Source organism: Desulfoferula mesophila (assembly GCF_037076455.1).
In the GTDB taxonomy this organism is placed as follows: domain Bacteria; phylum Desulfobacterota; class Desulfarculia; order Desulfarculales; family Desulfarculaceae; genus Desulfoferula; species Desulfoferula mesophila.
Window position 1 is genome coordinate 3,826,641 of sequence record NZ_AP028679.1, and the last position, 23,422, is coordinate 3,850,062.

The window sequence follows — 23,422 nt, forward strand, 5'->3', positions numbered from 1 at the left end:
TACATTGATTTTCCCGGCCAAGCTCACCACACCCGCGCTCCGCGCCGGGTTCCGAACTCATAGCCTATGGCCGAGCGGCTGGCGAAAAACAGCACCATGTGGGCCAGCTTGGAGAAGGGCAGCACCACCAAGAGCACCTCGCTCAGGAAAATGTGCAGGTTGAGCATAAGGCCGTAGGGGCCCAGTTGGTTGTAGGCCAGCCAGCCGGTGACAAAGGGGGCCAGGGCCAGCAGGATGACGGTGTAGTCCCAGGCGCTGGTGAGGATGCGCACCTCCGGCCGGGCCAGGCGGCGCAGCAGAAAGAAAATCCCGCAAACGATCACCACCAGGGAGGCCCAATCGGCCACCGCGGCGGGCAGGCTGGGCAGGCTCCAGCCCCAGGCCTCCTCGAACAGCATGTTGTGGGCCCCCAAAAACAGGGGCACCCCGATCCAGCAGATATGGAAAACCCACACCGCGCCGGTGAAGACGGGCTGGTTGCGGCTGGACACGCTGGCCCAAGGCAACACCCAGTGGATGATGGAGCGCCAGGCCCAGGCGGCGTCCTTGAAATCGTGCCAGGGCTTGTCGCGCTCCTGGCTGAGCCCGAAGAGCCAGGCCAGGCGCACCGCCAAGCCGCCCACGAAGATGATGACGGCTATCCAGAGCGCCGGTCCGGTCAGAAACTCGTAGAGCTTATCCATCGCCATGGCGCAATTCTCACCTCCCCAGCCTGTACAACCCGGCCGACGCTTCGCCCCTGAGCCGGGCGCTCACCGGCGCGGCCAGGGGGCAAAGGACGGAATTAACGACCACAATGGTATGGTTAACCTCGTGGGCAAGTCAAGGGCTATCTGCTTATCAACGCTGGTATTTTAGACATGACCCCGGGCAAACCGCCCCCGCGACGAGCCGCTTATCCCCAATCGCCCCCGGAGATTGGGGCGACGTATTTGTCCGGCAGCCTGCGCTTTTGCCCCGCCCAGTCTCCCCATGTCATTAATATACTATCGATAACTATGATATACCGGCCAGCGAACGGGGCCTATTCGGCCAGGGGCAGGCGGCGTTCCAGGCGTATGCCGGTGGGGCCAACCTCGGCCCGCACCGCCACCAGATCCACCCCCACGGCGCGGGCCTGGTGGAACAGCTTGGCGTAGGTGGGGTCTATGTCCTTGGCCGGTCCCATGGAGGCGGCGTCGCCCCGCTGCACCACGTAGAGCATGGCCGCGTCGGCCCCATGGGCCTTGAGGCGCATCAGGGTCTCCAGGTGCTTGGCTCCCCGGCTGGTGACCGAATCGGGGAAGCGGGCCACCCTCCCCTGAACCATGGTCACGTTCTTGACCTCCACGTACAGGGGGCCCTTGGCCCGCTCCACCACCATGTCCAAACGGGTGTGGGCGTCCACCTTGACCTCGCGGCGCACCGCCCGGGCCCCGGCGAAGATTTTCAAGGCCCGCTCCTCGGCGGCCCGGGCGGCCAGGTAGTTGGGGGCCATGGTGTTCACCCCCACCCAGCCGTGGTTGATGTAGATCATCTCCCAGGTGAAGGGGGTGCGCCGGGCCGGGTTGCTTGCCCGGCTCAGGTACACCGGGGCGTCGTCTTCCAGGCAGGTGAGCATGGAGCCGGAGTTGGGGCAATGGGCGGTTACCTTGGCGCCGCCGGCCAGGCGCACGTCGGCCAAAAAGCGCTTGTAGCGTCTTATCAGGCGGCCGGGCACCAGGGGCTGTTCGAACTCCAGGCGGGCGCGGGCCAGGCGGGGGCCGGGGCGGCCCACTATTGCAGTTCCAGGGCCAGGCCGAACTCCCACTCGCCCGCCCCGCCGGGCACCTCCCATATGAAGCTGAGGCTGCTGCCCTGGTAGGTGCGCTCCAGGCCGGACTCGGAGTTGGACACCGTCTCCACCGGGAAGTGCCACACCGTGGCCGCTTGGCTGGGGGTGAAGCGCAGGCTGAAGCGGTCGGTGGCGTTGACCAGAGTGATCTCCTCCACCTCGGGGAGCTCCCAGGACCGGTCCAGGGAATGGCGCTCGTCGCCGCGCTCCAGGCGCTTGCCGGGGTCGCTCGCCGAGAGCAGGGTGAAGTTGAGCTCCACGGCCAGGCGGAAGGCCGGGGTGGCCTGGTCGCTGGTGCGCACCTTATAGGAGGCGGCCAGGCGGGGGCCCGGTCCCAGGTCGAAGCCCTTGGCCATGCCGAGCGGATAGGGGCCGCCCGGCGCGAAGAGATGGCTGGCCCGCTCCAGGCGGCACCAGGCCTCCTCGCCGTGGGCCCCGCTGTCCAACAGCTCGTAGCGCCCGGTGACCAAATCGCCCCACTCGCCGTAGTCCGGGCGCGAGAAGTTGTCCAGGTTGGCCCTGGGGGCCAGCAGGTGGTCCTGGAAACAGGCCCGGTCGTACCAGTCGTAGACCAGGTAGTTCTCCAGGTGGGCCTCCTTGAACACCACCCGGTCGTGGATGGAGGCCACCCCCTCGTCCTGGGTGTGGCAGGTTTGGGCCTCCGAGGCCTGCTCCCGTACCGCCTGGGTCAGCTTTTCGTGGTAGGCCTCGAAGCGCCGGCTCAGGGTGTCGGCCAGGTTGAAGCGTCTCTTCCGCAGGTCCAGCACGCTCACCGAGCCGCCGTAGGCCGGATGCACCACCGCGTCCAGGGCCGGGCCGGAGAGCACCACCTCGTCGTTGGAGTCGCGGTCCAGGTCGGCCACCGCGCACTCGGCCCAGGGCCCCTCGCCGTGGGCCGCCCGGTCCAGGATGTCCTCGGCGGCGATGAGGTGCTCGTGCACCGCCTGTCGCAGATGGCCCAGGTAGAGCCCCCCGAACAGGCCGTGCCAATAGGCGCAGTTGCACTGGGCCTGCATCAGGTGGTCGCGGGCCTGGTCTTTCTCGCCCGCGGCGGCCACCTTGTCGCTTACCCACAGCATGCGCTTGTGCATGAGGTTGGACTCGCGGTACTTGATCAGGAAGTTGTCCCACTGGCCGCCGCGCAAAAAGCGGCGCATCTTCTCGAAGCGCCCCTCCTCCTCAAGCTCGTGGATGATGGACTCCAGCTCGGCGCTGGCCTCGGCGGGCAGGGCCCAGGTGAGCATCTCCTCGTAGGAGGCGGTGGGGGGGTAGACCCGCCCGGCGGCCTGGTGGGAGTCCAAAAAGTCGCTGGGCGTGGTGGTGGCCAGCCAGTCCGAGGCCTCCAGGATTTTTTCGAAAAACTTCACCAGCCAGCCCTTGCCGAAGACCCACTCCCAGGTCTCGGGCCACAGGCCGAACTTCTCCATGTCGTCGCCGTAGGTGGCGCAGGTGGCTCCGTGGGCGGCGTAGGCCCGGCCCAAAAAGTCCACGGTGCGCGCCGGCTCCTGAAAGGGGATGGTGTAGCGCAACTGCTTGTTGGTGGGAAACAGGGCCAGGGTGTGCCCCTCGCGCTCGGTGAGGTGATAGCCGTACATGGCCGCCTCGTCCAGGCCCGCGTAATAAAAGTGGGTGTCGTCCACCAGGGTGTAATGGAGCCCGGCCGGGGCCAGCTTGGCCGGCAGGGCGGGCTCCCAGATGCGCTCGGCCAGCCAGAAGCCGCGGGGCTTCTGCCCGAAGATTTGCCGGGTGGCCTGGTTCATCATGGCCATTTGGTCCAGGGCGTCGCGCGCCGGGATGGAGGCCAACAGGGGCTCGTAAAAGCCGCCCGAGAGCATCTCCACCTGGCCCCGGGCCACCAGGGCGCTGATGGTCTGGATGAGCTCCTGGTGGTTGGCCAGCATGTACTGCAACAGGGGCCCGGAAAAATGCAGGCCGCAGCGGATCTCCGGATAGGCGGCCAGGGCCTGCACCACCGGCTGGTAACACTCGGCCACCGCCTTGGCCAACACCCAGGGGAAGTTGCCCACCGGCTGGTGGGCGTGCAGCACCATCAACAGATTCATCTTGCCGCCCAGGGCGGCCGGCGCATCGCTCATGAGGCTCACAGATCCAGATTAAGGCGGCGGCCCAGGGCGGCCAGCCCCTCGGTTAGATTTTGCCGGCCCAGGCGCTGGGCCAGGCCGAAGACGATGTTCTGGGCTTCCCACAGGTTGGGGTCCAGGCTCAGGGCCTCGCGCAGGTCCAGGATGGCCCCGGCCCGCTCCAGGGCCATGGCGTCGCCGGGCTCGGCGGCCAGGGCGGCCACCTCCACGCTGAGGGCCTCTTCCACCGCCCGGTTCACCCGGGGGCCCTCCAGGTTCAGGTCCAGTTCCCTGGCCTGGGAGACGATCTCCCCCAAACGGCCGGGGCTCAGCGAGCGGGGATCGCCCACCAACAGCTGGATCAACTCGCCGGCCAGCACCGCCGAGGCCAGGGCCTCGAAGAGCTTGGGCCGGGGCACGTTGATCTCCTGGAGAAAACGCATGGTGTCGCGGTGGGTGTCGTAGAGGTTGCGGGCCAGGTCGAACTCGCCGGCCAGGGTGCGGGAAAGCATCTCCTGGGCCAGGGAGCGGCGGCCTTCCAGGAAAAGATCGCCCAGGGTGAAGGCGTCCCCGCCCAGGCTCTTGGCCATCAGCTCCCGGATCCCCCGCTGGTCCAGCATGCGCAGCAAGGGCTCCACCGGCTGTTCCAGGGCAACCGGGTCCCACTCGCCGGGGTCGTAGGCCACCTGGGCCAGAAACTCGTGGCCCCCGGTGTGCAGGGCCGCGTAGACGATGGGGTGGGGCCGCCCCAGGCGGCGATGGGTCACGGTGAGCTTGCCCCAGCTCAAATCCAGGCCCAGGTTGGAGCGGTGGCGGTGGCCGCTGGAGATCAGGTCATAGACGAACAGCTCCTCCGGGGGAGGCTCCTCGCCCATGACCCCGCTGATGGCCGCGTGGGCGGCCACCCGGCGCGGGCCCACCTTGGCCGGGGCCACCCGCCGCCGCCAGATGTCGTCCCCGTCGCCCTCGCCGGGCTGGTTGCTCCGGGCCTGGGCCAGGATGCCCATGATCTCCTCTTCCCAGCCCCCGCCGTCCAGCTCGCCGGCCAGCTGCAGGGCCCGGGCGGCGAAGCGCAGGTTCTGCACCGCCTCGATTCCCGCCAGGTCGTCGAAGAACCAGGCGCAGCTGGTGGCCGCGAACAGGCCCCAGCGCTGGCTCTCCAGGAGCATGAACACCCGCATGACCTCCTCGGGGCTCAGCACGTGGGACTGATGCTCGCCCAGGAACTTTTCCCGGGCCTCCAGGCTGTCGTCCAGGATCAAATCCACGTAGGCGTCGCGGGCGGCCCAGGGGTCCTTGAACAGGGCCCCGCCCGCCTCCTCCATCACGGCGCTAAGGCGCTCCAGCAGACGGTCCACCGCCTGGCGCAGGGGCGTGCGCCAGGCCTGGCTCCAGCCGCGCCCCGGATCCAGGGCGCAGCCGCAGTTGCTGCGCCAGCGCTCCACCCCGTGGGGGCAGGACCAGGAGGAATCCTCCAGCACGCGGGCCTCCCACTGGGGCGGGTGGGCCTCCAGATAGGCGGCCGGGTTGATGAGCTGGACCTCGGGGTCCTGCTCCAGGCGGTTCAGGGCAAAGGCCAGGGCCATCTCCCCGAAACGGTGATGATGGCCGTAGGACTCGCCGTCGGTGGCCAGCAGCAGCAGGGGATTTTCGCCGCCGGGCAAGGCGTCCTTGATGCGCGCGGCAAAGCGGGCCCCGTCGTCCAAAAGGCCCTCAAAGGCCACCCCCCGGCTCATCGGCCCCTGGTAGAAGAACACCGCGATGTCCCCGGCCGGGGTGCTCACCCGGTAGGCCCGCGAGCCGTCCACCCCCTCGGGGCCCACCTTTTGCCAGTCCGCGCCCTCGAGGGGTCGCACCGCCTGGGCCTGGTGGGGGGCCAGGATGGTGAACTTGACCCCCTCGGCGGCCATGAGCTCCAACGACTCCAGGTCCACCGCCGTCTCGGCCAGCCACATACCCTCGGCCGGGCGTCCGAAGTAGTGGGCGAAATCCTTCAGGCCCCAGCGAATCTGGGTAAGCTTGTCCCGCCGGGTGGCCAGGGGCATGATCAGGTGGTTGTAGACCTGGGCCATGGCGTTGCCGTGGCCCCAGCGCTCCCGGCTGACCCGATCGGCCTCCTGGAGGGCCTCAACCATCCCCGGCTTCTCCTTGGCCATCCAGTCCAGGAGGGTGGGCCCGAAGTTGAAGGAGACGCGCTGGTAGTTGCTGACGATATCCTCGATCTTGCCCGCCGGGTTGAGCACCCGGGCGGCGGCGTTGGGGGCGTAGCCCTCGGCGGTTACCCGCTGGTTCCAGTCATGAAAGGGCGCGGCGCTGTCTTGCACCTCCACCGCCTCCAGCCAGGGGTTTTCCCGGGGCGGCTGATAGAAGTGCCCGTGGATGCAAACGAATTTTCCCATTACTCCCAGTGCTCTCTCCAGGCCCGGCGCGGGCCCGCCTTTTGTATAATAGTAGCTCAAAGCAGGATGGCCGTCACAAAAAGCTGCGCCCAGGGCCGCCTGGGGAAGGGACTTGGCGATGAAGCCATATCACCAAACCACCGCCTACACCCGCCAAGGCATGGCCGGCGGATTCATGGACTGGGCCAACCAGCCCTGGCCCTTCAAGCGCTACCCGGACGCCCCGCCCCAGCCCTTGGGCGAGCCCCGCCTGCCCGAGGCCTCCTTTTGGCCCAGCCTGCTGGCCTGGCCCCCCGCGCCAGACGCACAGGCCCCGCCCCTGGACCCGGCGGGCCTGGCCGGGCTCCTGGCCCTGGCCGCCGGGCTCACCGCCCAGGCCCACGGCGGCACCTATCTGCGCTCCCCGGCCAGCGCCGGGGCCCTTTATCCCACGGAGCTTTATTTGGTCGCCTCGGGCCTGGGCTGGCTGGCCGACGGCCTGTGGCACTACGCACCCGAGGCCAACGCCCCGCGCCTGCTCAGGCCCGGCAACCTGGCCGGGGCGGCCGCCAAGGTGTTGGGCGGCCGGCCCCGTGGCCTGAGCTTCCTGCTCGGCGCCCTGCTCTGGCGCAGCATCTGGAAATACCGCACCAGGGCCTGGCGCTATTGCCTGTTGGACGGCGGGCATCTGCTGGCCTGCCTGGAGTTGGCCCTGGCCGCCTGTGGCTTGGAGCAGCACCCCTGCCTGGCCCCGGCCACCAGCGGCGGCGAGCTGCTGGGCCTCACCCCGGAGCGCGAGGCCCTGGTGGCCGGGGTGGGCGCGGGAGAAACGGTCAGCGAGGCCGGGCCCGAGCCCCCGGCCTGGCAGCCCCCGGAGGAGGAGCCGCTGTCGCCCCGCGAGCAGAGCGACCCCACCGTGGCGGAGGCCGCCGCCCTGGGCCTGGGCGAGCGCCCCGGTCCGGAGCCGGACTGGCCCGGCGAGCCCGCCCCGGTGGGGGCGGCGCGTCTACACCCCCGGCCGCCCGAGGACGGGCCGGCCCTGGGCCGGGTGATGCTGGCCCGGCGCTCCCGGCGCAACTTCATTCCCCAGGGGCTGAATGCCGCCCAGGTGGCATTGCTGCTGGCCGCCTCCCTGCCCATGGAGGGCCCCCTGGGGGCCACGGTGCTGCTGGGGCCGGGCGGCGACCTGCCCGCCGGGGCCCACCGTTACTATCCCGGCGACCAGGCCCTGGCCCTGGTGGAGACCGGCGACCGGCGGGCGGCGGCGGCCCGTGCCTGTTTGGACCAGATGTGGGTGGGTCAGGCGGCCCTGAGCCTGGTGCTGTGGGCCGATCCGGCCCGCCTGGACGCCGCGGCCGGGGAGCGAGGCTACGCCCGGGCCATGCTGGCCGCCGGGCGGGCCGGGCAACGCCTGTACCTGGCGGCCACCGCCCTGGGCCTGGGCTGCTGCGGGGTGGGGGCTTTTTACGACGCGGAGCTGGCCGCGGCCGCCGCCCTGCCCTCCGGCGCCTGGCCCCTGTACCTGGTGGCCGCCGGGCCGGTCAAGGGCGGGGCCCCCGTTTAGGCCCAAGGCATCTTGTACGTAAAAAAACAACCCTTTACATGAATCCTGGCGGCTGGTAAAAGTAATAGCTTGGCTGGGTCGGACCAGCCAAGTCTTGTTTGCCTGTCTTCTCCTTTCGACCCAGGAGCTTAGATGATCGAGGTACGGGAGCTAAGCAAACGCTTCGGGGCCACGGTGGCGGTGGACCGCCTGAGCTTCAGCCTGGACCAGGGCGAAATCTTGGGATTCTTGGGCCCCAACGGGGCCGGCAAGACCACCACCATGCGCATCCTCACCGGTTTCTTCCCCCCCAGCGGCGGCCAGGCCCTGATCAACGGCCACGACGTGGTGGAGGAGCCCATGCCCGCCCGGCGCGCCGTGGGCTACATGCCCGAGAACGTGCCGCTCTACGGCGACATGCGGGTGGATGAGTATCTGCGCTTCGTGGGAGGGGCCAAGGGCCTGGACCGCTCCGCCGCCAAAAAAGAGGCGGGCCGGACCATGGAGGCGGTGGGCATAGACAAACGGGCCCGCCAACTCATCAAGCAGCTTTCCAAGGGCTACCGCCAGAGGGTGGGCCTGGCCCAGGCCCTGCTGGGCGACCCGCCGGTGCTCATCCTGGACGAGCCCACCATCGGTTTCGACCCCGGTCAGATCGTGGAGATCCGCAGCCTCATAAAAGGTTTCGCCGGCAGCAAGACCGTCATCCTCTCCAGCCACATCCTGCCCGAGGTGGCCGCCACCTGCTCCCAGGTGGTGATCATCAACCAGGGCCGCCTGATGGCCGAGGGGCCCATCGAACTGCTCAGGGTCGGGCGCCAGGGCGGGGCCAGCCTCAAGGTGCTGTTGCAGGGCCCCCAGGAGGCGCTCACCCGCCTGCTGCAGGACGTGCCGGGCGTGGACTCGGTGGCCTGCACCGGGGCCAGCCCTCACCTGGAGGGCGCCTGCTACTTCTCGCTGGAGACCGACGCCCACAGCCAAGTGGCCGCGCGGGTGGCCCAGGCGGTGGTGGCCGCCGGGCACGGGCTCATGGAGATGACCCCGGTCTCGGCCAGCCTGGAGGAGGTGTTCATGCAACTGACCACCGAGGAGCCCGGCTCCGGGGAGGAGGCGGCATGAGAGCCTTTCTAGCCATATACCGCCGGGAGATGGCCTCCTATTTCCACTCGCCGGTGGCCTACGTGGTGCTGGTAGCCTTTATGCTGCTCACCGGCTACTTCTTCTACGCGGGGGTGAGCTTCTACACCCTGGCCAGCCTGCAGGTGATGCAAAACCCCATGATGATGGAGCTGAACCTGCAGGACCATCTGATGGGCGGCCTGATCAGCAACATGTCGGTGATCCTGTTGTTCGCCGCGCCGCTTTTGACCATGCGCCTGCTGGCCGAGGAGCGCAAGAGCGGCACCCTGGAGCTGCTGCTCTCCTATCCCCTGAGCGACGTCAGCGTGGTGCTGGGCAAGTTCTTCGCCGCCTGGAGCGTGCTGGGCCTCATGGTGGCCGCCACCTGGGTGCAGACCATTCTGCTGTCCTTCATGGCCCCCATGGCCTGGCTGCCCCTGGCCATCAGCTACGGCGGGCTGTTGCTCATGGTCGGGGCCTTCGCCGCCTTCGGCGTGTGGACCAGTTCCCTGACCGAAAACCAGATCGTGGCCGCCTTTGCCGGTTTCCTGCCCCTGATCATCCTGTGGGCGGTGGGCTGGGCCGCGCCCCTGGTCAAGCCCTCGCTGGGCGAGATCCTAAAGGGCCTTAGCCTGGGCACCCATTTCCAGGGCTTCCCCAAGGGCCTGGTGGACACCGCCGACCTGGCCTACTTCGTGCTGTTCATCGGCTTGTTCATTTTCCTGAGCATCCGCACCCTGGAGGCCAAACGGTGGAAGGCATGAAGCAACACCACGCGGCGAAATGGCTGGCCCTGTTGGGCCTGGTGGTCATGGCCTGCGGAGGGCTGTTCTACGCGGTGAGCATCCGCCACGGCGACTGGGGCCTCATCGGGGCCGGGGCCGGGCTGGCCATCGTGCTCCTGGCCGCCCTGGTGGCCCACGAGGCGGTGGGGGCCTTTTTCGCCAAGCGCTCGGCCCGCCTGGGCCTGGGCAGCGGGGTGGCCATCCTGGCCGTCCTGGCCCTGGTTATGTTCCTGGGGGCCCTGAGCGCCAGGCACCACGTGCGCTGGGACTTCAGCCAGGGGCAGATGAACACCCTCTCGCCCCAGACCGTCAAGGTGCTCAAAGGGCTCAAGGAGCCGGTGAAGGCCTACGCCTTTTTCAAGGACGACCAGGCCGGGCGCATGCAGGCCGACGAGGAACTGGGCAAGTACTCCTATGTCAGCCGCCTGTTCACCTACCGTTTCGTGAACCCCGACGCCGAGCCAGGCCTGGCCAAGGCCATGAAGGTGCGCAACTACGGCACCGTGGTGCTGGTGGGCGGCGGCCGCGAGGAGCAGGTGCAGCTCCCCGAGGAGCAGGAACTGACCAACGCCCTGATCCGCCTGGGCAAGAAGGGCAAGAAGCGCATCTATTTCCTCACCGGCCACGGCGAGCCCGCCCTGGACGGGGTGGCCAAGGACGACTTCACCTCGTTGCGCAAGGCCCTGGAAGCGGCCAACTACGAGGTCAAGAGCCTGATGCTGGTGACCAGCGACCAGGTTCCCCCGGACGCGGCGGTGGTGATCATGGCCAGCCCCAAGATGGCCCTCATGTCCCAGGAGATCGAGCGCCTGAGCGCCTATTGGGACCAGGGGGGGGCCATCATGCTGCTGTTGGACCCTGAATCCGACGGGGGGCTTAAAACGTGGCTCAAGGCCAAGGGCGTGGTGCTGGGCGACGACCTGGTGATCGACCAGGCCTCGCGCCTGGCCGGGCTAAGCCCCCTGGCCCCCCTGGCCAGCGAGTACGGCTTCCACGACATCACCAAGATGATGAGCGGCACCTTCTGCTTCTTCCCCCAGGCCCGCTCGGTTACTCTTGAGACCAACCTGCCCAAGGGCATCAAGGGCGAGGAGCTGGTCAAGACCAGCCCCGCCTCCTGGGCCACGGACTACAAGGGCTTTTTGGCCTGGTACCAGGCCCAGCTGGACAAAATGAAGCAAAGCCAGGGGCAGCAGGGGGCCATAGAGCTGAAGCCGGGCAAGGACGACCGCAAGGGGCCGCTGAGCCTGGGCGCGGCCCTGAGCAAGCAGGGCCAGACCGGCAAGGACCAGGCGGCCCGCAAGGTCACCTCGCGCCTGGTGGTTTTCGGCGACGCCGATTTCGCCAACAACGAGTTCCTGGAGCTGGCCGGCAACCACGACCTGGCCCTCAACAGCGTGAGCTGGCTGGCGGCCGACGACAACCTGGTGGCCATCCGGGCCAAGTCCCGCAAGAACCAGCCCCTCTTGCTCCAGCCGGGGCAGGAGCGCCTGCTGTTCTGGATACCCCTGGTGGTGTGGCCTCTTCTCCTGGCCTTGGTCGGCGTGGTGATAATCATCAGGAGGCGGCGTACGAGGTGAGCGGGCGCAAGGCAATAATCTGGTTGATACTGCTGGCCATCGCCGTGGGGGCGTATTTCCTCACCGAGGCGCTGGACCGCCGCGCCGAGCAACAGGACCAGGCGGCCAAGAGCCTGGTGAGCCTCCAAGACCCTCTCAACATCCAGAGCCTGGCCCTGAGCGGGGCCGAGATACCCAAGGCCGTGCTCATCGAGCGGCGCGACAAACAGCACCGCTGGGAGATGACCAAGCCGGTGGTCTACGCCGCCGACGGCATGCAGGTGGGGCAGATGCTTTCCACCGTCTTGGATAGCCGCATCGTCCGGCGCATCGACAAGCCTGGCGACCTCAAGCAGTTCGGCCTTAACCCGCCGGCCTTCAAGCTGGTGTTGACCAGCCGCAAGGGCGACAAGGCCGAGCTGTGGGTGGGCAACCTGAGCCCCACCAAGGAGTTCGCCTACGCCATGCGCCCCGGCTCCGGCCAGGTGTGGCTGGTGCCGCCGTTGGTGCGCGGCGCGGTGAACCGCAGCCTGTTCGAGCTGCGCGACAAGGCGGCCCTGGACTTCGTGGTCAACCAGGTGCAAAAGGCGGAGTTCGACCTGGGGGGACGCAGCATCACGGTGGTGCGCGAAAAAGGCGGGCCTCAGCCGGTGTGGCGCTTCGCCGACGGCGACGAGGCGGACCCCACCGCCGTGGATGACTTCTTGTTCATGGTGCACGGCACGATGGCCGTGGACATCTTGGACCAGGGCATCCACCCGGACAAGATGGGCCTGACCAAGCCCTGGGGCAAGGTGGTGCTGACCATGGCGGACGGCAAGCAGGCGGGCCTGCTCATCGGGGGCCGGGTGACCGGCCGCGACGAGCGCTACCTGCGCCGGCTGTCCGGCGGCCCGGTGCTGGTGGTGCAAAAGGCCAGCCTGGTGCGCCTGGCCCAGGTGGATCGCTTCCAACTGAGCCAGCGCCGCGTGTTCAGGATCAACCGCGATGACGTGGTGGCCCTAAGCGTGGAGCAGGAGGGACACACCACCCAATACGCCAAAGAGGGCGGCCAGTGGGTGCGCACCTCGCCGCCGGGCGACGAAAAAAGCGGCGAAGTGGCCGGTCTCCTGGTATGGGACTTAGTGAACTTGAAATGGCAAAAATTGTTGGGGACCAGCGGCCCGGCCGAACTGGACAAACCCAATATAGTGATTAAGTTGACCATAAAGGCCCCCGCCACCGAGAAGAACACGGCGGCCACGGTGATGGTCAAACAACTTGTCTTGGGGCAAGTGGATAAGGGTAGCGGTCTGCTCAGCGCTCGGGTGCCGGGCGACGAACGGATTTTCGGCTTGAAGGCCGACCTGCTTGAGGGACTGCCCCCCTTGCCCGGCAAAGACACCAAGGCCCCGGCGGGGCCCAAATAAAAGGATAGGAATCCATGGCTCGAGTAACGGTGGAAGATTGCCTCAGAGAGGTGCCCAACCGCTTTTCGTTGGTGCATCTGACGGCCAAGCGGGTGCGCCAGCTGCGGGAGGGCGCTCCGCCCATGATCCCGGTGAAGAACAAAGAGGTGGTGGTGGCCCTGCGCGAGATCGCGGCGGGTTACGTATACCCGGTTAGCGCCGCCGAGGCCGAGAAGGAGCGCGCCGAGGCCGAGGCCCGCGAGCGCGACCGCCTGGCCCAGGCCCAGATGGCCCTGGAGGCCGCCGCCCTGGCCGAAGAGACCGCCGAAGAGGTGGACGAGGCCGAAGAGGACGAGGAATCCAAGGACTAGCCCCGACCCGGGCACAGTATGGCAACCATGATTAAACGCTGTTATTACGAAATCCTGGAGGTCGAGCGCTCGGCCGACCAGGAGACGATCAAAAAAGCCTACCGCCGCATGGCCTTGCAGTATCACCCGGACCGCAATCCGGACGACGCCGAGGCCGAGGATCGCTTCAAGGAGGCCGCCGAGGCCTACGAGGTGTTGCGCGATCCGGAAAAGCGCCGGCTTTACGACGCTTATGGCCATGATGGCCTCAAAAGCTCCGGGTTCCAGGGCTTCAGCGGCATGGGCGACATCTTCGGTGCCTTTGGCGACATCTTCGAGGGCCTGTTCAACGGCTTCACCGGAGGCCACCCGGGCCGCTCCAGCGGGCCCCGGCCGGGGCGCGACCTGCGCTACGACCTGGAGCTGACCCTGGAGCAGATCGCCACCGGCCACAGCGAGACCATCACCATCGGGCGCGAAGCCTCCTGCCCCGAGTGCAATGGCACCGGCCAGGCCGGGGGCGAGGAGCCGGTGGTGTGCCAGGTCTGCGGTGGCCAGGGCCAGGTGGCCAGGGCCCAGGGCTTGTTCCGGGTGGTCACCACCTGCCCCCAATGCCGGGGCGAAGGCCGGGTGGTCACCGACCCCTGCTCCAATTGCCGGGGCCGGGGCCGGGTGCGCGAGGAAAAAGAGATCAGCGTGCAGATCCCGGCGGGCATCGCCCACGGCCAGCGCCTGCGCATGCGCTCCGAGGGCGAGGGCGGCTACCAGGGCGGCGGGCCCGGCGATCTCTACGTGGTGATCCACGAGGTGCCCCACCAGGTCTTCGAGCGCCAGGGCAAGGACCTCTACCGCCGCCAAGAGGTAAGCATGTTCCAGGCCGCCCTGGGCCAGGAAGTGGCCGTGGAGAGCCTGGTGGACGGACCCCAGCCCCTGAGCATCCCCGCCGGGTCCGATACCGGCGAGGTGGTGCGCATCAAGGGCCTGGGCCTGCCGGGGCTTAGGGGCGAGCGCCGGGGCGACATGTACGTGCAGCTCTTGGTGCGCACCCCCCGCAAGCTCAATAAGCGCCAGCGGGAGCTGATGGAAGAGCTGGCCGCCCTGGGCGACGCCGAGGCGGCCCCGGCTCCCGAGGAGCAGGCCGCGGCCAAACCCCGCAAGAAAAAGAAGCGGGGCATTTTCTCGAAGTAGGAGACGCCGGTGAAACTCAGCCACCTGGACGACAAGGGCGCGGCCCGCATGGTGGACGTGGGCCACAAGCCGCCCACCCAGCGCCGGGCCATCGCCCGCTCCCGGGTGGCGCTCGGCCCGGCCACCCTGGAGCTACTCACCTCCGGCGGGCTGCCCAAGGGCGACGCCCTGGCCGTGGCCCGGGTGGCGGGCATCATGGCCGCCAAGCAGACCCCGGCGCTGATCCCCTTGTGCCACCCCCTGCCCCTGAGCGCGGTCAGCGTGGAGCTGACCCCGGAGGCCGACGGGGTGCTCATCGAGGCAACTGCCTCCACCACCGCCCCCACCGGGGTGGAGATGGAGGCCATGACCGCCGCCTCGGTGGCCGCCCTGGCCCTCTACGACATGATCAAGGGCGTGGAGCGCGGAGCGCGAATCACCGGGGTCTGGCTGGTGATGAAAGAGGGGGGGGCCAGCGGCCACTGGGACCGGGAAGATTAGGCGTCTCGCCTCTTTACACACGGCGGCCGGCATGCTAGATTTACCCGCTATCATAGGTGGCCCACCAGCTACGGAGAGCGAAGCATGAATGAAAAGAAGCTCGAGTTCTTCCGCAAGCTTTTAAACGAAAAGCTGGACGAGCTCGGCAAGGAAGCCGAGCGTACCGTGGCGGGCATGACCGACAGTAAAGAGAATTTTCCCGACCCCACCGATCGGGCGGCCATGGAGTCGGACCGCAATTTCTTGCTGCGCATCCGCGACCGGGAGCGCAAACTCATCAGCAAGATCCGCGAGGCCCTGGATCGCATTGACGACGGGACCTTCGGCATCTGCGAATCCTGCGGCGAGGATATAAGCGAAAAGCGCCTCAAGGCGCGCCCGGTCACCACCCTGTGCATTGATTGCAAAAAAAAGCAAGAGGCCAACGAACGGGCCCGCGGTCTCTGATTTATTTGCCCCCCTTCCCGCCCACCGGGGTGTCGGTTCAGCTACGCGGGGGCTAGCCTGATAAATGTTCCAGCAACGGCTTAAGTTTTTCCGCTCCATCCTCTACCTGGGCGATTTGGTCTTGGTGGGCTTGGCCTGGTTCGGCGCCTATTTCCTGCGCTTTTACCTGCCTATCCTTCCCGTGACCAAGGGCATTCCGCCGCTGGGCCTCTACAGCATGCTCCTGTTGCTGATGCTGGCCGATTTCGCGGTGGTCATGCCCCTTAGCGGGCTATACCGCCGCCCCTGGGCCGGCACCGGCCGTGCCCTGTGGCCGGTGTTGCGCGCGGCGCTGGTGGGGGTGGTGGTGGCCGTAACCCTCACCTGGTTCCTCAGGCCCTACGACTTCAGCCGCTTGGTTTTCCTGCACTTTTTCGTGCTGCTCGCGGCAGGGATGCTCGTGTACCGCCCCGTGCTGCGCCGTTTTTGGCGGCGGGCCTATCCGGAAAACGCCGGGGAGCGGGTGCTCATCGTGGGCTCGGCGGAGCTGGCCGAGCAGGTGGCCCAAAACATCAAGAAAAACCCGGTGTTGGGCCTGAGCGTGGTGGGCTTCCTTTCCCGCGACGAGGCCAAGGTGGGCCGCCGGGTGGCCGGGCTCAGAGTGCTGGGCTCTTTTGCCCAGGTAGCCCAGATCGTGGCCCAGCGCCACATCCAGGTGGTGATCATCGCCTTGCCGCTGAGCGCCCACGACGACCTGCCGCTGGTTTTGGAGGGCCTGTCCCAGGAACTGGTGGACGTGCGCATCGTGCCCGACCTGTACCGCTTCATGAGCCTGGGCAGCACGGTGGAGTCCTTTGAGGGCATGCCCATCATCGGCCTCAGGGGCAACCGCCTGGAAGGCTGGCCCCGGGTGCTCAAGCGGGCCATGGACGTGGCGGGATCGCTGCTTTTCCTCACGCTGTTCAGCCCCCTGATGGCCCTGATCGCCCTGGGGGTCAAGCTTTCCTCCCCCGGCCCGGTGCTCTATCGCCAGCGGCGCATGGGCCTGGACGGGGTGGATTTTCAGATGCTCAAGTTCCGCACCATGCGGGTGGGGGCCGAGTCCGAGACAGGCCCGGTGTGGGCCAGCCCCGACGACCCCCGCCGCACCCGCTTGGGGGCCATTCTGCGGCGCACCAGCCTGGACGAGCTGCCCCAGTTTTTCAACGTCCTGAGCGGCGAGATGAGCCTGGTGGGCCCCCGGCCCGAACGCCCCGAGCTGATCGCCAGCTTCCGCAGCCAGATCCCCGGCTACATGCTGCGCCACATGGTCAAGGCGGGCATAACCGGCTGGGCCCAGATAAACGGCTGGCGGGGCAACACCGACCTGAACAAGCGCATCGAGCACGACCTGTACTATATTGAGAACTGGTCCCTGTGGTTCGACATCAAGATCATCCTGCTCACCCCCTTCCGGGGCCTGATCAGCCCCAATGCCTATTAGGAAGCCCGGCCTGTGAGTATTAGCGGACACCTAGCCGAACTGACCCGCAACCGCGCCCTGGTATGGGCCCTGGTGGGCCGCGAGCTCAAGGGCCGCTACCGGGGCTCCCTGTTCGGCTTTTTGTGGACCTTTTTGAACCCCCTGATGCTCCTGGCGGTCTACGCCCTGGTGTTCTCAGTGTATTTCCGCATCGACATGCCCCACTACGCGGTGTTCATGTTCACCGGCCTGTTGCCCTGGGTGTTTTTCTCCAGCAGCGTGAACGAAGGCGCCGGGGCCATCACCGAGGGGGGCAGCCTGGTCACCAAGGTTATGTTCCCCTTGCAGGTGTTGCCCGCGGTCAAGGTGATGGCCAACTTCGTCAACTACCTGCTCAGCCTGCCCATCCTGTTTGCCTTCTACCTGGCCGACGGCGTGGCCTTCACCTGGTGCATGCTGGCCTTTTTCGTGGTGGCGGCGGTGCACCTGTTGTTCACCTACGCCCTGGTGCTGCTGCTCTCGGCGGCCAACGTCTTTTTGCGCGACACCAAACACATGGTGAACAACTTCCTTACCTTGTGGTTCTTTTTGACTCCCATCCTCTACCCCCTGGCCCAGGTGCCCGAGGCCTTCCGCCCGCTGATCTACTTCAACCCGGCGGCGGTGATCACCCTGGCCTACCACGACCTGTTCTTCTGGGGCCGCTGGCCCGCCTGGGGACAGCTGGCCGGGGTGGCCGGGCTCAGCCTGGTTATGCTGGTGGTGGCCGTGGTAGTCTTCGAGCACTACAAGGAGTATTTCGCCGAGAAGATATGAGCACGGCCACGGCCATAGAGATCGCGGGGTTGGTGAAGCGCTTTCGCCGCGAGATGCTCAGGCGCGACTACACCACCTGGAAGTCGCTGTTGCTGCGGCCCTTCCAGCGCCGCGGCGAGGGCGACTACCTCACCGTGCTGGACGGGCTGGACCTGAGCATCGCGCCGGGACGCACCGTAGCCATCATCGGCCAGAACGGCTCGGGCAAGTCCACCCTGCTCAAGATCCTGGCCGGCATCTACAAGGCCGACCAGGGCACGGTCACGGTCAGCGGCCGGGTGAGCAGCCTCATCGAGCTGGGGGCGGGCTTCCACCCCGAGTTCAGCGGGCGGGAAAATATCTTCCTTAACGGCACCATCCTGGGCCTGAGTAAAAAGGAGATCGCCGCCCGCTACGAGGAAATCGTGGCCTACTCGGGCCTGGGCGATTTCATCGAGGCCCCGGTACGCACCTACAGCTCGGGCATGTACGTGCGCCTAGGCTTCGCCGTGGCGGTCAACGTGGACCCGGACGTGCTGTTGGTGGACGAGGTGCTAGCCGTGGGCGACGAGGCCTTTGCCCACAAGTGCGAGACCAAGCTCAACCAGTTCAAGGCCGCGGGCAAGACCATCGTCTTGGTCAGCCACGACCTCATCGCGGTGAAAAAGTTCGCCGACGAGGTGGTGTGGTTGGACGGCGGCAAGGTGGCCGCCCAGGGCGAGGCGGCCCAGGTCATAGACCTTTACCGCCAGGGGGTGGCCCGGCGCGAGGACGAGATGGGCCGGGCCCAGGCCCAGGCCCGCGCCGCCGAGCTGGCCGCCGAGCGCCGCTGGGGTCAGGGCGAGGTGGAGATCACGGCCGTGCGCCTGCTGGACCGGGAGGGCCAGGCCCACGCGGTGTTCACCAGCGGCGCGCCGCTTAACCTGGAGATCGACTACCGGATGCGCCAGGAGGTGGACGACCTGGTGTTCGGGGTGGCCATCCACAACAGCGCCGGGGGGCTGTGCTACGGCAGCAACACGGCCATCGACCAGGCCGAGCTGGGGCCCGTCCCGCCCCAGGGCACGGTGCGTTGCGCTCTCCAGCGCCTGGACCTGGTACCCGGCACCTACACCCTGGACGTGGCCGCCCACGCCGCCGACGGCCGGGCCTACGACTACCTCACCCAGGTGGCCACCCTGTCGGTGCGCGGCGGGCCCCGCGACGAGGGCATCTGGCGGCCGCCCCACACCTGGAGCCTCAGCTCACGGGAAGACAAGGCATGAGCCAAGAAGAAAAAAGCGCCCCGCCGGTGGACGTTCAGGCCATTTTGGCCCAGGTGGACCAGGCGGTGGAGGACAAGAAGGCCGCCGGCTTCTACGACCCGGCCGAGCTGCGGCGGGTGGAGGAGGCGGCCCTGGCCGCCCGCTCGGTGGACGACGAGCCGGGCAACCTGATGAAGCTGCACCACGCCCGGCTCAAGGAGTATTGGGAGCCCACCGGCTGGGGGGTGGACACCCACCGCACCGGCGCGGCGGGCAAGCTCATCGTGGGCCTCAAGAAGCTCATCTACAAGGCCAGCCGCTTCCCCATGAGCGTGTGGCTGGCCCGCCAGGCCCGCTTCAACGACGAGACGGTGCACCTGATCACCGTGCTCCTGCCCCTGGTGGCCAACCTGCGCTCCCGCCTGCCCCAGGCCGAAAAGCGCCTGGACGAGCTGGAGGTCTCCCTGGCCCGCACCGCCCCGCGCATCGAGGCCCTGCTGGCCCGCCTGGAGCGGGTGGTGACAGAGCAGGAGGCCCAGGGCCAGGCAGCGCCCGGCGCGCTGGACGAGGTGCGCCGGGCCCGCTTCCAGAGCCGGGGGGCGGCCTATTTGGAGTTCGAGAACGCCCACCGGGGCGGGCGCGAGCTGATCAAGCAGCGCCAGAGCGTGTACCTGCCCTTTTTCGCCAAGAGCGTCACCCCCCAGGCCCCCCTGGTGGACCTGGGCTGCGGCCGGGGCGAGTTCTTGGAGGCGGCCCAGGAGGCGGGGCTCGCGGCCAAGGGCGTGGAGCTCAACCCGGAGATGGTGGCCCACTGCCAAGGCCGGGGCCTGGAGGTGGCCGAGGGCGAGGCCCTGCAATACCTGGCCGCCCAGCCCGACGCCAGCCTGGGGGGCATCCTGCTGGCCCAGGTCATCGAGCACCTGACCACCGATGAGCTCTACGAGCTGGTGAGCCTGGCCGCCCTCAAACTGGCCGATGGAGGCCACCTCATCGCCGAGACGGTGAACCCGGCCTGCCTCACCACCCTGTCCGGGGCCTTTTACCTGGACCTGACCCACCAGCGGCCCATCCACCCCGAGGCGGCCCGCTTCCTGTGGAAGGGGGCCGGGCTGCGCCAGGTGGAGGTGCTCTACCTTTCGCCCTACCCCGAGCAATACCGCCTGCCCCAAGCGCCGGGCGAGGACGCCACCGCCCAGGCCCTGAACCAGACGGTGGCGCGCCTCAACGACCTGCTCTACTCCTTCCAGGACTACGCGGTGGTGGGGCGCAAGTAGGCATGACCGCCACGCGCCCAGGCCAGCCCCTGTCCTGCACCTTCGTGCTGCCCTGGTACGGGGAGCAGGTGCCCGGCGGGGCCGAGGCCGAGGCCCGGCTCACCGCCGAAAACCTGGCCGCCGCCGGGGTGCGGGTCCAGGCCCTGGCCACCAACCTGAGCGGCCTGGGCAGCGACTGGGAGCGCGACACCCTGCCCGTGGGCGAGACCGTGGAAAACGGGGTCACGGTGCGCCGCTTTCCCGTGGCCCCCCGCGACGCGGCCCGCTTCGACGGCCTGAACATGCGGGTGCTGGCCGGGGCGGTGCTTAGCCCGGACGAAGAGCGCGACTTTTACCGCAACATGGTCTACAGCCCCGAGCTGCTCACCCACATCGCGGCCCACCCCGAACAAGGCCCCTTCTTCTATATCCCCTATTTGTTCACCTCCTCGGTGTGGGGGCCGCTGATCCACCCGGCCAAGAGCCTGATCATCCCCTGCCTGCACGACGAGGGCTACGCCCGCATGGCCGCGGTGAAACGGGCCATGGAAACCAGCCGCATGGTCTGCTTCCACGTGCCCCCGGAGCGCGACCTGGCCGCCGGGCTCTACGACCTGGGGCGCACCGAACCGGTGATCGTGGGCGAGGGCATGGACACCCACTGGACCCACGACCCGGAGCGCTTCCGGCAAGACTTCGGCCTCAGCGAGCCCTTTATCCTCTACGCGGGGCGCAAGGACCCGGGCAAGAACACCCCCCTGCTGGTGCACTATTTCTTGCGCTACAAGGCCGAGGGCCGGGGACCGGCCGGGCTCAAGCTGGTGTTGGTGGGCAACCTGCCCGCCGACATCCCGCCCGGCGGCGAGGCCCACGTCTTGGACCTGGGCTTTGTCAGCGTGCAGCAAAAGCACGACGCCTATGCGGCGGCCGAGGTGTTCGTGCAGCCCTCGCTCATGGAGAGCTTCTCGCGGGTGATCATGGAGGCCTGGCTGGCCGGCACCCCGGTGATGGTGCACGCCGACTGCCCGGTTACTCAGGGGCACGTGCTGGCCAGCGGCGGCGGCCTGGCCTTCAAGGACTACCCCCACTTCGCCGAGTGCCTGGACTACCTGCTGGAGCGCCCCGAACTGCGGGCTCAGATGGCCCGGGCTGGGGCCGCCTACGTGCAAGGCAACTTCTCCTGGCCGGTGGTGGTGGACAACTACCTCAAGGTCATCGAGACGGTGAGCGCCGAACCGGCGTGCGAGCCCACCACCCTGGAGCGGGCCCTGGCTCCCCGGCGCCCCCGCCTGGCCTCGGGCCCGGCGGTGCACCAGATGGTGCCGGACTTCAGCTTCGGCGACGCCATCGGCAACGACGCCCTGGCCATCCAGAAGACCCTGCGCTCCTGGGGGATCAGCTCGGACATCTTCGCCCACTCCATCCACCCCCGCCTGGCCGACAAGGCTCGTCCCATCGAGGAGTACGCCAAGCAGGCCCGGCCCCAGGACGTGCTGCTGTTCCATTTTTCCATCGGCCATCCGGTGGCCGACCTGTTGCCCGAGCTGCCGGGCCGCCGGGTGCTGCGCTACCACAACATCACCCCGGCCGAGTTCCTGGACCTGTGCAACCCCGAGAGCGCGGCCCGGGCCCGCCTGGGGCGCGAGCAGCTAAGGCGCATCGCCCCGGCGGTGGAGCTGGGTATGGGGGTGAGCGACTACAACTGCGCCGAACTCAGCGAGGCGGGCTGCCCGGCCACGGCTACGGTGCCCATCGTCATCGACACCTCGGTGCTGGCCACCCCCTCGGACCCCTTCGTGGCCCAGCGCTTTGACGACGGCCGCCCGGCGGTGTTGCACGTGGGCCGCCTGGTGCCCAACAAGAAGATCGAGGACCTCATCAAGACCCAGTACTGGCTGTCCCGCCTGGTGCCCGGCGTGCGCATGCTCATCGTGGGCGGCGAGGTGGGCTGCGAGACCTATGCCGAAGGCCTGCGCGAGCTGGTGGACCGTCTGGCCGTGCCTGACGTGCACTTCTCGGGGCACGTATCCCTGGCCGCCCTGATGGCCTATTACCGCCGGGCCGACTGCTACCTGTGCCTGTCCGAGCACGAGGGCTTTTGCGTGCCCCTGGTGGAGTGCATGCACCTGGGCATCCCCGTGGTGGCCTACGGGGCCGCCGGGGTGCCGGGCACCCTGGGGGACGGCGGCATCCTGCTGGAGCGCAAAGAGCCCCAGCGGGTGGCCGAGACGGTGGCCCGGGTGCTCACCGACCCCGCCCTGGCCGCCGGCCTACGCGTGGCCGGCCAGGAGCGCCTGCAACGCTTCGCCCCAGCGCGGGTGGCCGCTGATCTACGAGAGGTGCTCACCAGCCGCCTGGGCCTGGAGTTGGCCCCGTGAAGGCCCGTCCCCTCATCGACGCCCGGGCCCTGCAGCCGGGCTACAAGGAGCACGCCCAGCGGGGCCTGGGCCGCTACGCCAAAAGCCTCTTCACGGCCATGTTCCAGCAGGTGGAGCCGGGGGAGTTGTCGTTTATCCTGCGCCGCGATCTGCCCCAGCCCGAGCTGCCCGACCCGTCGCCCCGCCTGGCGGTGGGCTCCGGGCCCCAGTCCCTGCCCGGCGGCGAACGCCTCATTGGCCAGTTTTATACCCTGCCCCGCGCCCTGGCCCCGGCCTGGCAACAGGGGCGGGTGGTGCATTTTCTCAGCCACGCCGACGCCCCGGCCCGCCTGGGGCCCAGGACGGTGCTCACCTGCCAGGACCTGATCTTCCAGCGCATGGAGGAGATCTACATCGAAGGGCGCAACCCCCAGGTCTTCCACGCGGCTCGCTGGCTGGAGACCCGCTGCCTTAGCCGGGCGGCGCGCATCCTGGCCATCAGCGAGTGCACCAAGCGCGACCTGGTAGAGCTTTACCGCATCCCGCCGGAGCGCATCAGCGTGGCGCCTCTGGCCGTGGACCCCGGCCTGGCCCCGGTGGAAGACCCGGCAACGCGGGGGGAGGTCCTGGCCCGCTACGGCCTCGCGGAGAGGGAATACTTCTTCTATTTGGGGGGCATCGACCCCCGCAAGGACTTGCCAACCCTGCTGCGGGCCCTGCTAATATTGCGGGAGGGCGGCGGTGCGGCCACCCTGGCCCTGGCCGGTCAGGTGGCCCAAGACAAGCACTACCCCGCCCTGACCCGGCTCATCGTGGAGCTGGGACTGAGCGAGGCGGTGCGCTTCCTGGGCTTCGTGCCCGACGCCGACCTGCCCGCCCTGTACTCCGGGGCCGCGGCCTTCGCCTTTCCCTCGCTCTACGAGGGCTTCGGCCTACCGCCCCTGGAGGCCATGGCCTGCGGCGCGCCAGTGGCCGCGGTAGCCGCCGCGGCGGTGCCCGAGGTGGTGGAGGACGCCGGGTTGCTGGTGCCGCCCGGCGACGCCCAGGCGCTGGCCCGAGCCCTGGACGCCCTGCGGGGCGACCCGGAGCTGGCCGCCCGCTACCGGGCCCTGGGGCTCAAACGAGCCGCCGGTTTTTCCTGGGAGCGCACCGCGTCCCAGACGCTGAAGGTTTACGAGGAGGTGGCTGCTGCTGCCTGAGA

Annotated in this window: 19 protein-coding genes and 1 pseudogene; 16 read left to right on the plus strand and 4 right to left on the minus strand. The window is 68.4% G+C overall.

Annotated features, from left to right (window positions below; all coding sequences use genetic code 11):
- Window positions 1-23 precede the first annotated feature (23 nt).
- From AACH32_RS17580 to AACH32_RS17595, 4 genes are all read right to left on the minus strand, one after another.
- Window positions 24-689 carry a hypothetical protein gene (locus AACH32_RS17580; RefSeq protein ID WP_338602390.1) on the minus strand — a complete coding sequence of 222 codons (666 nt, stop codon included), beginning with the start codon at window positions 687-689 and terminating at the stop codon, window positions 24-26.
- A 335-nt stretch (window positions 690-1,024) separates the two neighbouring features.
- Entirely contained in the window at window positions 1,025-1,756 is a 732-nt protein-coding gene (sfsA, locus tag AACH32_RS17585) for a DNA/RNA nuclease SfsA (RefSeq protein WP_338602392.1), read from the minus strand.
- Window positions 1,756-3,909: an alpha-amylase/4-alpha-glucanotransferase domain-containing protein gene (locus AACH32_RS17590; RefSeq protein ID WP_338602395.1), complete on the minus strand. Its 2,154-nt coding sequence runs from the start codon at window positions 3,907-3,909 to the stop codon at window positions 1,756-1,758. The genes sfsA and AACH32_RS17590 overlap by 1 nt, the downstream gene beginning before the upstream one ends.
- A 5-nt stretch (window positions 3,910-3,914) precedes the next feature.
- The gene (locus AACH32_RS17595; protein ID WP_338602398.1) at window positions 3,915-6,293 is read right to left on the minus strand and encodes a DUF3536 domain-containing protein; all 2,379 of its coding nucleotides are present in this window, start codon (window positions 6,291-6,293) and stop codon (window positions 3,915-3,917) included.
- 118 nt (window positions 6,294-6,411) lie between these two features.
- Here AACH32_RS17595 and AACH32_RS17600 point away from each other — a divergent pair, with 118 nt between their 5' ends.
- From AACH32_RS17600 to AACH32_RS17670, 16 genes and pseudogenes are all read left to right on the plus strand, one after another.
- Window positions 6,412-7,836, plus strand: a complete 1,425-nt coding sequence (locus AACH32_RS17600; RefSeq protein ID WP_338602401.1) for a SagB/ThcOx family dehydrogenase — start codon at window positions 6,412-6,414, stop codon at window positions 7,834-7,836.
- A gap of 132 nt (window positions 7,837-7,968) precedes the next feature.
- Window positions 7,969-8,934 (plus strand): ABC transporter ATP-binding protein, encoded by a 966-nt coding sequence (locus AACH32_RS17605; RefSeq protein WP_338602404.1) that lies wholly within the window; start codon window positions 7,969-7,971, stop codon window positions 8,932-8,934.
- Window positions 8,931-9,698 carry an ABC transporter permease gene (locus AACH32_RS17610; protein ID WP_338602406.1) on the plus strand — a complete coding sequence of 256 codons (768 nt, stop codon included), beginning with the start codon at window positions 8,931-8,933 and terminating at the stop codon, window positions 9,696-9,698. The genes AACH32_RS17605 and AACH32_RS17610 overlap by 4 nt, the downstream gene beginning before the upstream one ends.
- Entirely contained in the window at window positions 9,695-11,299 is a 1,605-nt protein-coding gene (locus AACH32_RS17615; RefSeq protein ID WP_338602408.1) for a GldG family protein, read from the plus strand. The genes AACH32_RS17610 and AACH32_RS17615 overlap by 4 nt, the downstream gene beginning before the upstream one ends.
- Window positions 11,296-12,687 (plus strand): DUF4340 domain-containing protein, encoded by a 1,392-nt coding sequence (locus tag AACH32_RS17620; RefSeq protein ID WP_338602411.1) that lies wholly within the window; start codon window positions 11,296-11,298, stop codon window positions 12,685-12,687. The genes AACH32_RS17615 and AACH32_RS17620 overlap by 4 nt, the downstream gene beginning before the upstream one ends.
- Before the next feature lie 14 nt (window positions 12,688-12,701).
- Complete coding sequence (gene rpoZ, locus AACH32_RS17625; protein ID WP_338602413.1) at window positions 12,702-13,037, plus strand: DNA-directed RNA polymerase subunit omega; 336 nt, start codon at window positions 12,702-12,704, stop codon at window positions 13,035-13,037.
- Window positions 13,038-13,064: 27 nt separating this feature from the next.
- Complete coding sequence (dnaJ, locus tag AACH32_RS17630; protein WP_338602416.1) at window positions 13,065-14,204, plus strand: molecular chaperone DnaJ; 1,140 nt, start codon at window positions 13,065-13,067, stop codon at window positions 14,202-14,204.
- A gap of 9 nt (window positions 14,205-14,213) precedes the next feature.
- Window positions 14,214-14,684 carry a cyclic pyranopterin monophosphate synthase MoaC gene (gene moaC / locus AACH32_RS17635; protein ID WP_338602420.1) on the plus strand — a complete coding sequence of 157 codons (471 nt, stop codon included), beginning with the start codon at window positions 14,214-14,216 and terminating at the stop codon, window positions 14,682-14,684.
- Between the two features lie 84 nt (window positions 14,685-14,768).
- Window positions 14,769-15,131 carry an RNA polymerase-binding protein DksA gene (dksA, locus tag AACH32_RS17640; RefSeq protein ID WP_338602422.1) on the plus strand — a complete coding sequence of 121 codons (363 nt, stop codon included), beginning with the start codon at window positions 14,769-14,771 and terminating at the stop codon, window positions 15,129-15,131.
- 64 nt (window positions 15,132-15,195) lie between these two features.
- Window positions 15,196-16,593: an undecaprenyl-phosphate glucose phosphotransferase gene (locus AACH32_RS17645; protein ID WP_338602425.1), complete on the plus strand. Its 1,398-nt coding sequence runs from the start codon at window positions 15,196-15,198 to the stop codon at window positions 16,591-16,593.
- 12 nt (window positions 16,594-16,605) lie between these two features.
- On the plus strand, window positions 16,606-17,388 hold the full coding sequence (locus AACH32_RS17650) for an ABC transporter permease (RefSeq protein ID WP_338602428.1): 783 nt from the start codon (window positions 16,606-16,608) through the stop codon (window positions 17,386-17,388).
- Between the two features lie 86 nt (window positions 17,389-17,474).
- A pseudogene (locus tag AACH32_RS20985) lies at window positions 17,475-17,909 on the plus strand (ABC transporter ATP-binding protein); the annotation flags it as partial.
- 234 nt (window positions 17,910-18,143) lie between these two features.
- Window positions 18,144-18,632: a Wzt carbohydrate-binding domain-containing protein gene (locus tag AACH32_RS20990; protein WP_434062361.1), complete on the plus strand. Its 489-nt coding sequence runs from the start codon at window positions 18,144-18,146 to the stop codon at window positions 18,630-18,632.
- On the plus strand, window positions 18,629-19,885 hold the full coding sequence (locus AACH32_RS17660; protein WP_338602433.1) for a class I SAM-dependent methyltransferase: 1,257 nt from the start codon (window positions 18,629-18,631) through the stop codon (window positions 19,883-19,885). Before AACH32_RS20990 ends, AACH32_RS17660 begins: the two co-directional genes overlap by 4 nt.
- Window positions 19,886-19,887: 2 nt before the next feature.
- Window positions 19,888-22,242 (plus strand): glycosyltransferase family 4 protein, encoded by a 2,355-nt coding sequence (locus tag AACH32_RS17665; protein ID WP_338602435.1) that lies wholly within the window; start codon window positions 19,888-19,890, stop codon window positions 22,240-22,242.
- Entirely contained in the window at window positions 22,239-23,420 is a 1,182-nt protein-coding gene (locus tag AACH32_RS17670; protein ID WP_338602438.1) for a glycosyltransferase family 4 protein, read from the plus strand. The genes AACH32_RS17665 and AACH32_RS17670 overlap by 4 nt, the downstream gene beginning before the upstream one ends.
- Window positions 23,421-23,422 lie beyond the last annotated feature (2 nt).